Source organism: Mycobacterium sp. NPDC049093 (genome assembly GCF_040704635.1).
Taxonomy (GTDB): Bacteria; Actinomycetota; Actinomycetes; order Mycobacteriales; family Mycobacteriaceae; genus Mycobacterium.
Window position 1 is genome coordinate 91,962 of sequence record NZ_JBEZJS010000003.1, and the last position, 12,688, is coordinate 104,649.

16 protein-coding genes are annotated in these 12,688 nt (G+C 63.4%); 8 read left to right on the forward strand and 8 right to left on the reverse strand.

Going from position 1 to position 12,688, the window contains the following annotated elements; translation table 11 throughout:
- Positions 1–88: 88 nt before the first annotated feature.
- Positions 89–856 (reverse strand): TetR/AcrR family transcriptional regulator, encoded by a 768-nt coding sequence (locus tag AB0876_RS11025; protein WP_135360172.1) that lies wholly within the window; start codon positions 854–856, stop codon positions 89–91.
- Positions 857–1,275: 419 nt separating this feature from the next.
- Here AB0876_RS11025 and AB0876_RS11030 point away from each other — a divergent pair, with 419 nt between their 5' ends.
- From AB0876_RS11030 to AB0876_RS11045, 4 genes are all read left to right on the forward strand, one after another.
- On the forward strand, positions 1,276–1,449 hold the full coding sequence (locus tag AB0876_RS11030) for a CsbD family protein (RefSeq protein WP_418022816.1): 174 nt from the start codon (positions 1,276–1,278) through the stop codon (positions 1,447–1,449).
- Between the two features lie 50 nt (positions 1,450–1,499).
- Positions 1,500–1,679: a DUF6131 family protein gene (locus AB0876_RS11035; protein ID WP_135360171.1), complete on the forward strand. Its 180-nt coding sequence runs from the start codon at positions 1,500–1,502 to the stop codon at positions 1,677–1,679.
- Between the two features lie 409 nt (positions 1,680–2,088).
- Positions 2,089–3,309 (forward strand): carboxylate-amine ligase, encoded by a 1,221-nt coding sequence (locus AB0876_RS11040; protein WP_526041985.1) that lies wholly within the window; start codon positions 2,089–2,091, stop codon positions 3,307–3,309.
- 156 nt (positions 3,310–3,465) lie between these two features.
- Entirely contained in the window at positions 3,466–4,011 is a 546-nt protein-coding gene (locus AB0876_RS11045) for a DUF5994 family protein (RefSeq protein WP_237165857.1), read from the forward strand.
- 128 nt (positions 4,012–4,139) lie between these two features.
- Here the strand turns inward: AB0876_RS11045 and AB0876_RS11050 are convergent, their stop codons facing one another.
- The 3 genes from AB0876_RS11050 to AB0876_RS11060 form a co-directional block, all read right to left on the reverse strand.
- Entirely contained in the window at positions 4,140–4,343 is a 204-nt protein-coding gene (locus tag AB0876_RS11050) for a hypothetical protein (protein ID WP_135360169.1), read from the reverse strand.
- 86 nt (positions 4,344–4,429) lie between these two features.
- Positions 4,430–4,936 carry a DUF5994 family protein gene (locus AB0876_RS11055; RefSeq protein WP_135360168.1) on the reverse strand — a complete coding sequence of 169 codons (507 nt, stop codon included), beginning with the start codon at positions 4,934–4,936 and terminating at the stop codon, positions 4,430–4,432.
- Positions 4,937–5,241: 305 nt separating this feature from the next.
- Entirely contained in the window at positions 5,242–6,096 is an 855-nt protein-coding gene (locus tag AB0876_RS11060; RefSeq protein WP_526041986.1) for a phytanoyl-CoA dioxygenase family protein, read from the reverse strand.
- Between the two features lie 45 nt (positions 6,097–6,141).
- Here AB0876_RS11060 and AB0876_RS11065 point away from each other — a divergent pair, with 45 nt between their 5' ends.
- Positions 6,142–6,717 (forward strand): TetR/AcrR family transcriptional regulator, encoded by a 576-nt coding sequence (locus AB0876_RS11065; RefSeq protein ID WP_526041987.1) that lies wholly within the window; start codon positions 6,142–6,144, stop codon positions 6,715–6,717.
- Positions 6,718–6,735: 18 nt separating this feature from the next.
- On the opposite strand, the gene AB0876_RS11070 is transcribed toward AB0876_RS11065, so the two are convergent.
- Positions 6,736–7,122, reverse strand: coding sequence for a hypothetical protein (locus AB0876_RS11070; RefSeq protein WP_064881447.1), 387 nt, complete (start codon positions 7,120–7,122; stop codon positions 6,736–6,738).
- A 76-nt stretch (positions 7,123–7,198) separates the two neighbouring features.
- Between AB0876_RS11070 and AB0876_RS11075 the strand changes: the two genes are divergently transcribed.
- On the forward strand, positions 7,199–8,281 hold the full coding sequence (locus AB0876_RS11075) for an SDR family oxidoreductase (RefSeq protein WP_526041988.1): 1,083 nt from the start codon (positions 7,199–7,201) through the stop codon (positions 8,279–8,281).
- On the opposite strand, the gene AB0876_RS11080 is transcribed toward AB0876_RS11075, so the two are convergent.
- Positions 8,278–8,958: a TetR/AcrR family transcriptional regulator gene (locus AB0876_RS11080; RefSeq protein WP_526041989.1), complete on the reverse strand. Its 681-nt coding sequence runs from the start codon at positions 8,956–8,958 to the stop codon at positions 8,278–8,280. The genes AB0876_RS11075 and AB0876_RS11080 overlap by 4 nt on opposite strands.
- Before the next feature lie 155 nt (positions 8,959–9,113).
- Here AB0876_RS11080 and AB0876_RS11085 point away from each other — a divergent pair, with 155 nt between their 5' ends.
- Together AB0876_RS11085 and AB0876_RS11090 are read left to right on the forward strand one after the other, a co-directional pair.
- Complete coding sequence (locus AB0876_RS11085) at positions 9,114–10,139, forward strand: NADP-dependent oxidoreductase (protein ID WP_491839255.1); 1,026 nt, start codon at positions 9,114–9,116, stop codon at positions 10,137–10,139.
- 4 nt (positions 10,140–10,143) lie between these two features.
- Entirely contained in the window at positions 10,144–11,262 is a 1,119-nt protein-coding gene (locus AB0876_RS11090) for an Rv3169 family protein (RefSeq protein ID WP_526041990.1), read from the forward strand.
- Here AB0876_RS11090 and AB0876_RS11095 read toward each other — a convergent pair.
- The gene (locus AB0876_RS11095; RefSeq protein ID WP_526041991.1) at positions 11,250–11,987 is read right to left on the reverse strand and encodes a hypothetical protein; all 738 of its coding nucleotides are present in this window, start codon (positions 11,985–11,987) and stop codon (positions 11,250–11,252) included. The genes AB0876_RS11090 and AB0876_RS11095 overlap by 13 nt on opposite strands.
- Position 11,988: 1 nt before the next feature.
- Positions 11,989–12,585 carry a hypothetical protein gene (locus AB0876_RS11100; RefSeq protein ID WP_491839252.1) on the reverse strand — a complete coding sequence of 199 codons (597 nt, stop codon included), beginning with the start codon at positions 12,583–12,585 and terminating at the stop codon, positions 11,989–11,991.
- Between the last annotated feature and the right edge of the window lie 103 nt (positions 12,586–12,688).

Genomic DNA, 12,688 nt, shown 5'->3' on the forward strand with positions numbered 1-12,688 from the left:
TTCTTGCCAAGTCTGTAATTAGTTTCGGGTCATACGTATTCGCACAGGACGAACGCGAGTGGGAGAAGCGTGGAGTGCGGCGTCGAGATCACGTCCGTTCGTGATTGTCTTGTGGAGGTTCGGCGGTGTGCGCGGGAGCGGCACCGGGAACCGAGAGCCGCGCGGCCAGTCCGCTGAGCAGAATGTCGAGCCCGCGGTCGAGTTCGGCCAGTCCGTCGTAGGTAGCCCATATTGGTGCGAGCTCGCGAAGGTGTCCGAACTGGTCGATCGGAAGCCGGTGTAGTCCCAAGCGCAAGACGTGGTCGGTTTCCTCGGGCCGCTCGACGATTTCCTGCAGTTCGGTAAGCACGTGCCCGTACAGGAACCCGAACAACGCCCGGTAGACGTGCAGCGCGTCCTCTCCGGTGAACCCGGCACCGATGAGCAGGGTGAGGATCTCTTCGAGGTGCCGCAGGATTCCCGGTGGGCGCATCCCAAGCGGTGTTGCCAGCGGGCGGGTGACCAACAAAGGCACCACGTTGGGATGCGCACGTGCCAGATCGCGGAACTCGTGGCCGAGCTTGCGTAATGCAGCGGCCCAATCCGGCGTTGTGGTGTCCAGCGAAAGCTGTTCGAAGACCATCTCGACGACTCCGTCGAGCACCGCAGCCTTGTTCGGCACATGCCGATACAGGGCCATTGGGTCGCGTCCGAGCGCCTCACCGAGTCGCCGCATCGAGAGCCTGTCGACGCCGTCGCGGTCGATGATCTCCAGAGCGCTTGCCAGGACCGCTGCGCGGGTGATCGGCACGCCCTCACCGTTCGACTCGATGTTACGGGCGCCGGTCGCGGGTGGACCTCCGGGCGGTGCGGTCATGAATGCTGCCACCTTTCGGCGTGTCTCCAGTGTTGTCCTCCACTGTAGGCCTACACCGTAGACACCACAACGACGCACAGCCTCGGATCAATCGACAGGGTAGAACTATGCTGTAGACATACACTGTTGACAACCCCACCGATGGGGCGTGTACTGGACTTCTAAGTATCAGTAGAGGCGCCGCCATGATCGTCATCGTTGGATCGGTTGTTTGGCTCGTCGCGGTGGTCGTGGGGTTCACCGGGCCGACGCAGGCCGCTCCCCTCCGGGATCTACGTCGGCCTATTCCGAAGCTCGGCTTGATCGTGTTGGCGGCGCGTGCACGCGCCGCGGTTGCCTCCCCGGCAAAACGAACCTCAAACGCATGCCTTCGTCCCGCGATCGCGGGACGTGAACTACGGAGAACGAGGAGCCGCGAAATGAGTTTTGGTAGAGAGGTCGCCCACAAAGCCGAAGCGGCTGTGGGCAGCATGAAGAAAGCCTTCGGCCGCGCCACCGGCAACACCCGTCTGCGGGTTGAGGGACGCGCCGGCCAGTTCAAAGGCAACACCAAACAGGCAGGCGACAAGCTGAAAGACGCCTTCAAACACTGATCTCGGGCAAACCCGCCCCCGACCATCCACATCGAAACTAGGTAACTGCCATGATCATCCTCGGAATCGTCATGATCGTTCTGGGGCTCCTCCTCCCCAGCCTCGTCCCCACATTCGCTTTCGCTCACGTTGTCCTGGTCATCGGCGTCATCCTGCTGGTCGTGGGCCTGCTCATGATGCTGATGGGGCGGACGGGTCACGCCGTCGGCGGCCGGCGTCACTACTACTGACCGGCCCGTGGGTCATGGCCGACGACCTTGAATCGACGGCCATGATCGGCCCGTGCCCCCCTGCAGAACTCACGTTTCAACAATCGCAAGGAGCCGATATGGCTACCAGCACTATGGTTTTCGTCTTCCTCGTGGTGTGCGCCACGATGGTGCCCATCTCTGTCTTCGCGTGGGTGGCAGGCACTAGACGCGACAAAGTTCGCTCTGCGCACCACGGCATCCACCGATCCGTGGAACTGGACGCACCGGAAGTTCGCCGGCGCGAGGCATGGGCTGACGAGGCCGCCGCCGGCAGCGCTGAGCGCGGCCATAGGCGGGTATCTGGGCGCCCCCAGCATGGGGCCTGTCTCAACGGGACGCCATCCGCTGCAACACGGCGGCGAATTCCCCTCAACAGCTCGACGACCCAGTGGGACCGAGCGGACACGATGAATACCGTTTCACAAGCCCCTCGTGCAGATGTGAATGCCGAACGCAAGGAACGCCAAGGCAATTGACAGTCTCAGAGGTGCGCCGGACAGTCGGCATAGAGGAAGAGTTCCACGTTGTCGACCTCACAACCCGACGGCTGGCCGCGCGGGCGCCAGAGCTGCTGCAACTACTGTCTGACGGTTATGTGGCCGAGTTGCAGCGCTGTGTGGTGGAGACGAACGGCAGTGTGGTCAGCACTCTTTCAGATCTGCGAGCTGATCTGATCGCCCGACGCCGAGTCCTCGTCGACACCGCCGCTACTCTCGGGTTGGGCGTGGTCGCCGCGGGCGCCGTTCCGTTGTCGGTGCCCAGCGAGATGCGAGTGACCCAGACTTTCCGTTATCAGCAGATGCTTGCCGAATATCAGCTGTTGGCACGCGAACAACTGATCTGCGGGACTCAGATCCACGTGGGGATCGACGACCGCGATGAGTCTGTCCTGGTGGCCGGCCGGGTGGCCGCCTACGTCCCCACCCTGCTTGCGCTGAGCGCGAGTTCGCCATTCTGGTCCGACGGATCTGACACCGGCTACAGCAGTGTCCGCACACTGGTCTGGCAACGGTGGCCGACCACTGGTTTGGCACCCCCGGCCACGTCAGCCGCGGAATACGACACGTTGATCTCCAATCTAGTTGCGACCGGAGTGATCACCGATGCGGGGATGTCGTATTTTGACGTTCGCCCCGCCCTGCGAACTCCCACCTTGGAACTGCGCGTGTGTGACAGCTGCCCACGCACCGACACCATCGTGCTCATCGCGGCGTTGTTCCGCGCGCTCGTCGAACGCGAGATCGAGGGAATACGCGCTGGGGTGCCTGCCGCCATGGTGGTCCCCCCGCTCGGCCGCGCCGCACTGTGGCGAGCCGCTCGGTCAGGGTTGGAAGGCGACCTGGTGGACTTGATACATCCGGCCAGCCGACCCGCGGGCGATATGGTCACCGACTTGGTCCAGATGCTCCGCCCACAGCTGGAGGAGTCGGGAGACTGGCAGGCCGTCGAGGAATTGGCGCGCCAGGCACTGACGGACGGCAGCTCGGCGGCCCGGCAGCGTCGCGTCATGCGCATGAGCAACAACCTGTTCGACGTCGTGGATCACCTCATCGCCGAGACGGCAGACATCGCGCCTCGTGCCCAAGGTGCGTTGGGCAACACGGCATGACAGGACCGACGATGAGGACTCCCGGCCCGCATTCAGACTGGATCAGCGTAGGATCACAACTATCGGCGGTACTTCGTACACGCAACCATTTCGGGTGTGTCATCGCTGATTTGAAGGACAGGACCGCGTCAACGCGGTCCAGACGGGAGCGTCGTCATGACGCCACAGCAGACACGCAGAAATGATCAGAACTCCACCGTGCCGGCGCGTACGCCACGCCTACGGTTGAAGCCCAAGGCGCCACATAGTGGCTATGTCGACGGGGCGTGGTGGCCTCACAGCGATGACCTCAGCGCAGAACTGCCAGACCTGTTGGCCGTGCTCTCGGTCCGCCTGGGCCGCATCGACCGGGTGTTGTATCACCTGAGCGCATGGGCGACAGCGCCACGAAAACTGGTCACCGGAGGGCGGGCGGTACGCCTGGATGGGTATCGGCGGCAGCCGATCAACACCGTTGAAGTTCTCGGGCTCGACGGTGACCGGCTCACGCTACTGGTAATCGCGCCCCACACCGACGCCGACGACGCCCACCACACCATGATGACCGCGGCGCAACCCCACAACGCCGCGACCGTCGACGGATTGCTCATGATCGGCCAACGAGACCGGGACAGACGCACCCAAGCGTCTGCTGCTCAGGAACGATGGGAATCAGAAGGTGGAACCACGGCTTCCTCACGGTTGGCGCAACTACGCGACTGACACGGGGAGCCCCGGGTCCGCATACATCACCGATGGAGCATCGCCGGTTGATGTGGCGTGGCGCATACTATTTGGTGATCGAGTGATTCGCATACAGCAAGCGAGTAAATTCGAAGCTGGCATATTGCTCATGCACGATGATGAAACAGGCCGTGGGGTTTCCGCTTCTCATCTCCGGTCACCTGGGTCCAGCCTCCCGCCGGATAAGTCGCGGCCTGCATTGTTCCGGCACGGACAACTTCCAATGACCCGTCGGTGTGTTTGATGTAGCGATCGCCGAAGCGGGCAAACTCATCAGTGGCACCGTCGTTGCGGGTTACTTGTACCGTCATGGTCAAATCCGATCTCTGACGACATCGTCAGCGTCATGTTGTTCAGAAGTGTTCACCGAAGGGATATTCGGGAACGCACTGTGTGGTTACGAGGTCTGTGACGCCCAGCGCTGCTGGGCAACAGCGGCCCGGTCCAGACTGACCCGGACGCGCGGCTCAATCCCGAGAAGGCGGTCCACACGGGTCTCGTCGCTGGGATGTGCGGCCCTCATCATTGTCGCGTGCGCGTCGGATGCGTCCGCGTGTACAGCTACGATCAGCAGGTCGAGTCGACGGAGCCCGGGTCCCAGCAGGCTGATAGTTGAAGTCGGTTGGCGCTCATAGCCATCCAGCTTGACTGAACCGTCACCAGTGGTGAGTTTTCGAGGCGCCGGCCGCCAGTCAGACAATCGGTAGAGAACGCGTTCGACGTGTCCCAGCTTGACGGACAGCGCCGCTAGAAGGTCGGGAAGTTCCGCGCTGAGGTCATCACCGCGGGGCCACCACGCCCCATCGACAAACCCAATGCGTCGCGCCTTCGGCTTCAACCGCAATCTTGGAGTACGTGACAGGCCTTGCATCCGTGGCGAGTTCTCAACAGCTTGTAGCGTCATGTGGACGCTCCCATCTATGGCCGAGCAAACCGACCTGTCGAATGGATGCTCCCAACCCGAACGGGAATCTGTATGACGGAGCACCAATAAGTTTGACGATACTCGCAGTCACACAATAAAGCGACAGACAGGGCTGTGCAGCGCCGGGTTCGTGAGCTTTTATCGGTTGCGCGCGGCCAAGATGCGGCAATCAGATTGCGCTCGACCACGTTTGGTCACGATTGGGCGAAAGCGATTTCAACAGAAGTCATCCGACAGTTCGGCACACTGAACCGGCACCGCAGGCGGAGGCGGAGGCGGACGCATCAGACGGACTGAACACCGGCCTCGAGCAAACGCTTCGGATGCATGCCGTCGACCTGACCGATGAAGGGTGGGTGGATGCTGTAGCCGAGCATGCGGCGGATGTCCTCGGAGACGGCCCGCACGGTGTCGCGGGTCATCGACAAGGTGAATGCCTCCTGCGGACGCAGCCACGGCTCGCAGTACTGCGCGGTCAGGGCCAGGCGTGCATTCGCAGAACGGTTGGCGCCGCCGCCGTGCCACAGGGTTCCGACGAAGAACACGCAGGATCCGGCGCTCATCACCACCGGCTCGCGGTCGGTGGGCTCGGGCAGTCGATCACCCCACTCGTGGCTACCCGCGACGATGTCGGTGGCGCCGTTGTCGGCGGTGAAGTCGTCGATCGCCCAGATCGTGGCCGCGCCCAGTGCCTTTCGCGGTCGGGGCAGCGGATAGAAGCCGTCATCGGTGTGCAACATCTGGGCCTGCTCCCCCGGCAGGATGTTGATCACCTGCAGCATGGACAACAGGTAGTTGGGCATGAACAACCGATCCAGCAGCGCCAGCACCCGCGGATGGTCGGCGATGCGGTCGCAGCTGCGGGTCTTGTTCAACACGCTGTACACCCGCTGGGTGGAGTGTCCTTCAAATCCGTTGCGGCCCAGCAGATCTAACAGTGGACCTACAGAATTCCGAATCTCGTCGAGCTCGGCGGCACTCAGCAGATCAGGCAGGACCACGTACCCGTCGCGCAGCACCGCCGCCAGGTCTGCGTCTGCCAGCGCAGGGTCCACCTGCTCACCACTGCTACGGGTCCGCCGATACGTACCGGCCAGGTCGCCGGCCAACTCCGTCAACGACGTCACTTCAGTGCTCATATCGCCCTCACCGAAACATAACTGACTTCTGTTATGGTTCGGACTATGGCACGCGCGCCGGTCGGACGTCAACAACTGATCGATGCCGCGCGCGACGAACTCGTGCACGGAAACGGCGTCTTCGAACTCAGCGGGCTGACCCGTCGCGCCGGCCTCAGTACCGGCGCCCTCTATCACCATTTCGGATCGAAGAGCGGGCTTCTGACCGCGATCTATGACGGCTTCTACGACGGGTTGCGCCACGCGATCGCCGATGCCCACCTACCCGACGGAGATTGGGCTACTCGTGAACGCGACCGCACTCACCGCTTCGTCGCCTATCACCTTGCCGACCCGCTGGCGCCGATTCTGCTCAACCGTACCGCCGGCGACCCGCAGCTCACCGAACTCGGGGAGGCCTACATTCACGACCTCATCGACAGCGCCGCCGCCAACATCCGCCATGGACAGCAACTCGGCGCACTCCCAACAGATCTGGACCCCGACAGTGCCGCGGCTTACGTCATCGGAGGCCTGCGTCACGGCATCGCGCAACAGCTCCGAGTCATCCCGACGCCGAATTCCGATCAAGCCACACAGACACTTTGGCGCTTCACTGCTGCGGTCCTCGGCATCACCTAGGCCGATGACCCAACGGTGTCAGTCCCGGTCGTCGCGACCGCGCCCCGTGAACCGGTTGATGGCGGAGACGCCCGGCAGGTTCGTCAACATCCGGAACACGTCATTGCCCGTGTTGATCAACGATTCCAGTTGCGGCAGGAGGCGGTCCAACGTACGGAACATCGGGTCGGCCATGGCCATATACCGTTCGGTCCGATCGATGGTGGTGTTGAGCCGTTCTGTCGCGACCGCAAGATTCTCCAGCAGATCGGGTAACTGGGCGGCAAGTTGAGCCGACGCCGGCGGAATGCGCATCGCGCCGCTTGCCACCGCCTGGGCGGCGCCGACGGCGGACTGAGCCGTCTCGACGGCTGCCTGAGCGGCCGATTTGAGGTCGCTGGGTTTAGGTACCTTCTGGCTACTCATACCGCTAACTGTCCCCCCACGTCGGCCACTTCGTCAGCAATATGCTCGAGCTGACCCGCACGAGAGAAACCCCCGTATGAGCACACCTCGCACCTCGATCGACCCGGACGCGCCGGTGCTCGTCACGGGCGCCAGCGGGTACATCGGCAGCTGGATCGTCCGGTTACTCCTCGAAGCCGGTCACACCGTCCACGGCACGGTGCGCAACCCTGCCAAGGCCACCGGGTTGGAGCATCTGCACAAGCTCTCCGCCGACCATCCCGGCCGACTGGAACTGTTCAAGGCAGACCTGCTCGAGCCCGGCAGTTTCGACGCCGCGATGGCCGGGTGCGAGCTTGTCATGCACACTGCCTCGCCGTTCCTGCTCTCAGGTTTCAAGGACGCGCAGGAGGCGCTGGTCCGCCCGGCGCTGGAGGGCACCCGCAATGTGCTCGACTCGGTGAACCGCACCGATAGCGTCAAACGTATGGTGCTGACCAGCAGCGTGGTCGCGATCTATGGGGACGCCCGTGAGGTGTTGGATGTCGCGGGCGGTGTCTTCACCGACGAACATTGGAACACCACCAGCAGTGTCGGCCACCAGCCCTATCCCTACTCCAAGACGGTCGCGGAGCAGGAGGCCTGGCGGTACCAACGGGCGCAGAACCGCTGGGACATGGTCACCATCCACCCGGGCCTGGTGCTCGGCCCGGCGCTGACCACGGCCAGTGATTCGGCCAGCCTGAGCACCATGAAGCAGTTCACCGACGGCAGTCTCCTGGCCGGAGCGCCCGCGCTGACCATGGGCGTGGTGGACGTGCGCGACGTCGCCGATGCCCATCTGCGTGCCGGATTCACCCCCGAGGCCCACGGCCGCTACATCGTCAACGCCGATTCTCTGACGCTTCTGGAGATCGGCAAGCTACTGCGGCGGCGGTTCGGCCCGTTCTACCCGTTCCCGAGGATGACAGCACCCAAGGTGCTCGTGAAGGCCATCGCGCCGGCTGCCGGACTCACGCGAGAGTTCGTCGAGCACAACGTGGGATATCCATTGGCGTTCGACAACAGCCGCAGCCGCAACGAGCTGGGGCTCACCTATCGTCCGGCGGCGCAGACAGTCACCGACCACTTCCAGCAGATGCTCGACGACGGCCTGGTCCGCCGCATGCCGGGTAGCTAGTCCGCAGGTTCGGGCGGAAGCCCATACTGCACCGCGATACCGGTGAGCAACATCGTCATTCGGTGCTGAAAGGCGTCTTCGCTGAACGGATCGAACCCGGACTGTGCGACCGCACGCAACGTCGGATAGTCGGACGCGGAACGTTTGGCGGTGAGTTTGAAGATCCGGGCCAGCCAGGGCTGTCCGCTTTCGGCGTGGAGGTGTTCACGGTGCGCCTCGGTGACGCTGCCGATCGCCATCGCGCTCACCGCAGCCCACACCGCCATCGCGTCGTCGGGCGACAGGCCGTGCCCGGCCAGTGCTTCGACGGCGTCGCCGTTGCACTCCATTTCCATGTCGTCGCGTACGCCGCCGGTGACGAACTTCTCGACCAGTGCCGGCTCCGAGGCCAGGACCGTCCTGATGTAGGACGCATAGCTGCGCATCCAGGTCGCCCAGTGCTCGCCGGCATACCGCGGGGGCGGTGACATGACCAAGGCGCTTTCGGTGGCCAGTCGCAGCAGATCGTCCTGGTTCTTGACGTGGTGATACAGCCCGGGAAGGCTGACACCGAGATGCTCGGCTACGCGGCGCATCGTGACGTTCTCGGTGCCGATCTCCCGCACCGCTGCGACAATGGCGCTGTGGTCGATGCGGGGTGGCCTCCCTCGACGAGGCGTTATCTCGTTGGCGCTCATGTCATCCCGGTCGTTTCTCCCGCGGGCCTCATGGGTGTCCTCCCGCCTGGCGAGACACTTTCAGTCTGGGGCTTGACGATAATCGATACGCATTCTAAGAATCAATATGAAAAATCGGATGGCCACCTCGATCTTCCACAGAAATGAGCAGCGACATGACTGACTCCGCGCACCGCCAGAACCGTCAAGTCCTGTTGCGCCGTCGCCCGAATGGGCTGGTCTCCCCCGAGGACACGGAAATGGTGACCACGTCCGCGCCGGTTCCTGCCGACGGTGAGGCACTGCTGCGGACGACGTATGTGGGCATCGACGCGGCCGCGCGCACCTGGCTGGACGGCGAACCCGGCTACCTGCCGGCGCTCGAATTGGGCGAGGTCGTCCGAGTCGCCGGCATCGGCGAAGTTGTCGAATCACGTTGTGATGCCTACAAGGTCGGCGACCTGGTCACCACGCTGACGGGGCTGCAGGACTATGCGATCATCCGCGACGACCTCTTCAGTACGCCGGTGGTCGGCTACACCGATCCGCTCGCGGTGATGTCGATCTACGGACCGACGGGCGCCACGGCCTACTTCGGCATGAAGGGCGTCGGCAAACCGCAAGCCGGTGAGACGGTCGTGGTGTCGGCTGCAGCGGGCGCCACCGGATCGGTGGCAGGCCAGATCGCCAAGATCGCCGGTGCCCGGGTGGTCGGTATCGCGGGCGGCCCGGAAAAATGTCGGGCCGTGGTCGAGGACTTCGGCTTCGACGCCTGCGTCGACTACAAGGACGGCGATCTGTCCGCCGCGCTCAAGGAGCAGTGTCCGAACGGGATCAACGTCTACTTCGACAATGTTGGCGGAGACATCCTCAATGCAGTGCTCGGCAACTTGGCACACAAAGCCCGAGTGGTGATGTGCGGCATCATCTCCAGCTATCTCAACGGCGATCACCCGGGCCCCTCCAACTACGTCAACCTGCTTGCCACGTCCTCGACGATGCAGGGCTTCATCGCACTCGAAGAGTGGGCGCACTTCGATGAAGCCTTCGCCGCACTGAGCGAATGGGAGCAACAAGGGCTGCTCGTCCATCGCGAAACCGTCTACGAGGGACTCGAATCCAGCATCGACGCCCTCAACGGACTGTTCACCGGGGCCAACATCGGCAAGATGCTCGTCAAGATCAACGAGCCGGAAAATTGACACCGTGCTCACCCCTTTTGATGACTACCCCATTCACGCCTCGGCCGACCCGGTCGCCACACCGGTCAGCGCCGACCCCAACCACTACGACCGCTACTGGTTCAACGGTCATCAGCGTGACGGCGAGTTCTACTTCGGCGCGGCGATGGGCCACTACCCGGTTCGCGGGATCATCGACGCGGCCTTCAGCCTGGTCAAGGACGGGGTGGCACATTCGGTCTTCGCCTCGGGGGCCATGCCGCTGGACCGATCGGCAACCATCGGGCCCTTCCATATCGAGGTCGTCGAACCACTGCGCACCATCCGCTACCTCGTCGATTCCAACGATCACGGCATTTCCTGCGATCTGACCTTCCGCGCCACCACTGTCGCCATCGAGGAACCTCGCCAGCAGCGGCGTACCACCGAAGGCATCGTGCTGACCGATCACACCCGGCTCACCCAGTGGGGATCCTGGGAAGGAACGATCTGCGTCGACGGCGAGGACCTGACGGTCGAGGCCGGTGCCGTACCCGGAACCCGCGACCGGTCCTGGGGAGTTCGGCCCATCGGCGAGCAGGTACCCGTGCTCCGTCAGCCGATGCCATTTCAGGTGTTCTGGCTCTGGGCGCCTTTGCATTTCGGCGATCGGTTCACGCACTACGCCTTCCACGAGCACGAGGACGGGCGCCGTTGGCTGGAGACGGCGCAGATTCTGGATCCGATTCCGGCAGGCGTCTCGCCGTGCAGTCGGGTGGGTGTGCGGGAGTGCTACGACATCGGCTACGAACTCGAATGGGAGCCGGGGCGGCGGGAGATCCGGCGAGCCCACCTGTGGTTCACTGATCCCGTCGACGGTGAGACCCACATCGAAGTGGAAAAGCTCTTCACCTTCCGGATGCGCGGGATCGGCTACTGGCATCCGCATTGGGGGCATGGTTCCAATCACGGACAATTCGAGATCGGCAGGGATTCCATCGATCTCGATGCCTTCGAGCCTACCGACTTCGCCTCCATTCACCTACAGAACGTCGTCAAGGCCACCATGGGTGAGCGCACCGGGATCGGTGTCGTCGAGCAGATCGCGATCGGACCGCACGCACCGTCGGGGCTCACGGGATTCCTCGACGGCTACCAACCCTGAGGCTGCCTCGCGTCGGCCAACAGTTTCATGACGCGCAAGGTCTTCGGTTCGTCGGCATCGTCCAGCGCCAGCCCACGCGACGTCACTTCGTCGGTCAACGCCTGCTGCCGTCCACGCGCCTGATCGACGTGCGTGACGCGAATGGAGAGTTCCAGGAAATCGGCTCCGGCGATCGTCCACCGTTCGGCCGAAACATGGTCAACCGCACCGATCTTCATGTTCTTCCACTGGATGGCAGCGATCGGGCCCAACAGCGTCAGCCCACCGAACGCCACTCGAATCTCGCCGCAGTCGGCCAGGAAGTCGAGTTGTGACTTGGTGAACGCGTTGACGAGACGGCCGTCCTCATCGAGGGCCGACTCGATGCTGCCCTCGTCGAGATCAGCTTTGCATGACGCGGCCAACACGTGCTTCGAGCGCGACCAGTCACCCTCGACCGTCAAGTCGGTATCGCCGCCGGAGCGCTCTCCCCACTGTCCGGCCAGCTGTGACCACCGGCACGGACGCAACTTGACCGTCGAGTCCTCACCACCGTCCTTGTTTCTGCGCAGCCGCAGAACGATTCCCGCACTCAGAAGCGGCAGAACCGGACGCGCACCCTCGGTCAGGTCGTCGAGGAACCAGACTTTTCGCGACTTGCCACCGCTCAACCCCAACAGCGACAGCGCATGGTCGACGTCGCCCTTGACATTCACTTTGATCTCGACCGCACTCGGCCCAGTCATCTCACCTCCCCATCCGTGGATCGGTCACCTCGTCGACCAGTTCGTTGGTCGCCGGGTCGAGGCGTTGCAGGCGCGCCACGTGATCGGCGTCTGTCGTCACCTTCATGATCAGTTCGGCCGGGTCCATGCCCAGCGATTTCAGTGTGGCCGTTGCCGTCTCGATGGCCTCGTGTTCGGGAATGTCACGGCCGCCGGCATAGACCTTGGTGATGTGGGCGAAGGCGGTCGTTCCGTTCGGGCGGTGAAACGAGACCCTCCGGACCTGGACGGCGTCCTGCGGAGGGCCGCTGACGGTGCCCGTCGTATCGAATTGGTTGACCACGGACACCGATGCACCGTTCTCCGTGATGAGCTCGAAATGCAACTCCGTGACGCCGGTCGCGGCAAAGGACGGTTCGTTCAGGGTGATGGTCGATCCATCGACGACGGCCGTACGAAAGAACCCGAAGCTGCGAAAAATCGGCTTGGGCGGAAGGTCCACGTTGAATTCCATGTGCAACGCCAGGGTGGACTGAGCGACAACGGAGCGTGGGGCGTGGGAGTAATGGACGGTGGCCGAGTGACCCCAGGTTTTCACGGTATCCGTCAACGCGATCATCACAGCATCCCCTTCTGCAACCCGACGTCCACAAGCGTATGAAGCGCTCGTGCAGGTGCCATGAGTACTGCACTACCTGTTCTGACACGCCCGCCGGCTAGCG

Bases quoted from the DNA above. Each gene is read 5' to 3' on its own strand.
- AB0876_RS11045 (WP_237165857.1), top strand. From the start codon at position 3,466: ATGACGCCACAGCAGACACGCAGAAATGATCAGAACTCCACCGTGCCG.
- AB0876_RS11030 (WP_418022816.1), top strand. From the start codon at position 1,276: ATGAGTTTTGGTAGAGAGGTCGCCCACAAAGCCGAAGCGGCTGTGGGC.
- AB0876_RS11095 (WP_526041991.1), bottom strand. From the start codon at position 11,987: ATGACTGGGCCGAGTGCGGTCGAGATCAAAGTGAATGTCAAGGGCGAC.
- AB0876_RS11025 (WP_135360172.1), bottom strand. From the start codon at position 856: ATGACCGCACCGCCCGGAGGTCCACCCGCGACCGGCGCCCGTAACATC.
- AB0876_RS11070 (WP_064881447.1), bottom strand. From the start codon at position 7,122: ATGAGTAGCCAGAAGGTACCTAAACCCAGCGACCTCAAATCGGCCGCT.
- AB0876_RS11050 (WP_135360169.1), bottom strand. From the start codon at position 4,343: ATGACGGTACAAGTAACCCGCAACGACGGTGCCACTGATGAGTTTGCC.
- AB0876_RS11100 (WP_491839252.1), bottom strand. From the start codon at position 12,585: ATGATCGCGTTGACGGATACCGTGAAAACCTGGGGTCACTCGGCCACC.
- AB0876_RS11085 (WP_491839255.1), top strand. From the start codon at position 9,114: ATGACTGACTCCGCGCACCGCCAGAACCGTCAAGTCCTGTTGCGCCGT.
- AB0876_RS11065 (WP_526041987.1), top strand. From the start codon at position 6,142: ATGGCACGCGCGCCGGTCGGACGTCAACAACTGATCGATGCCGCGCGC.
- AB0876_RS11075 (WP_526041988.1), top strand. From the start codon at position 7,199: ATGAGCACACCTCGCACCTCGATCGACCCGGACGCGCCGGTGCTCGTC.
- AB0876_RS11055 (WP_135360168.1), bottom strand. From the start codon at position 4,936: ATGACGCTACAAGCTGTTGAGAACTCGCCACGGATGCAAGGCCTGTCA.
- AB0876_RS11060 (WP_526041986.1), bottom strand. From the start codon at position 6,096: ATGAGCACTGAAGTGACGTCGTTGACGGAGTTGGCCGGCGACCTGGCC.
- AB0876_RS11035 (WP_135360171.1), top strand. From the start codon at position 1,500: ATGATCATCCTCGGAATCGTCATGATCGTTCTGGGGCTCCTCCTCCCC.
- AB0876_RS11080 (WP_526041989.1), bottom strand. From the start codon at position 8,958: ATGAGCGCCAACGAGATAACGCCTCGTCGAGGGAGGCCACCCCGCATC.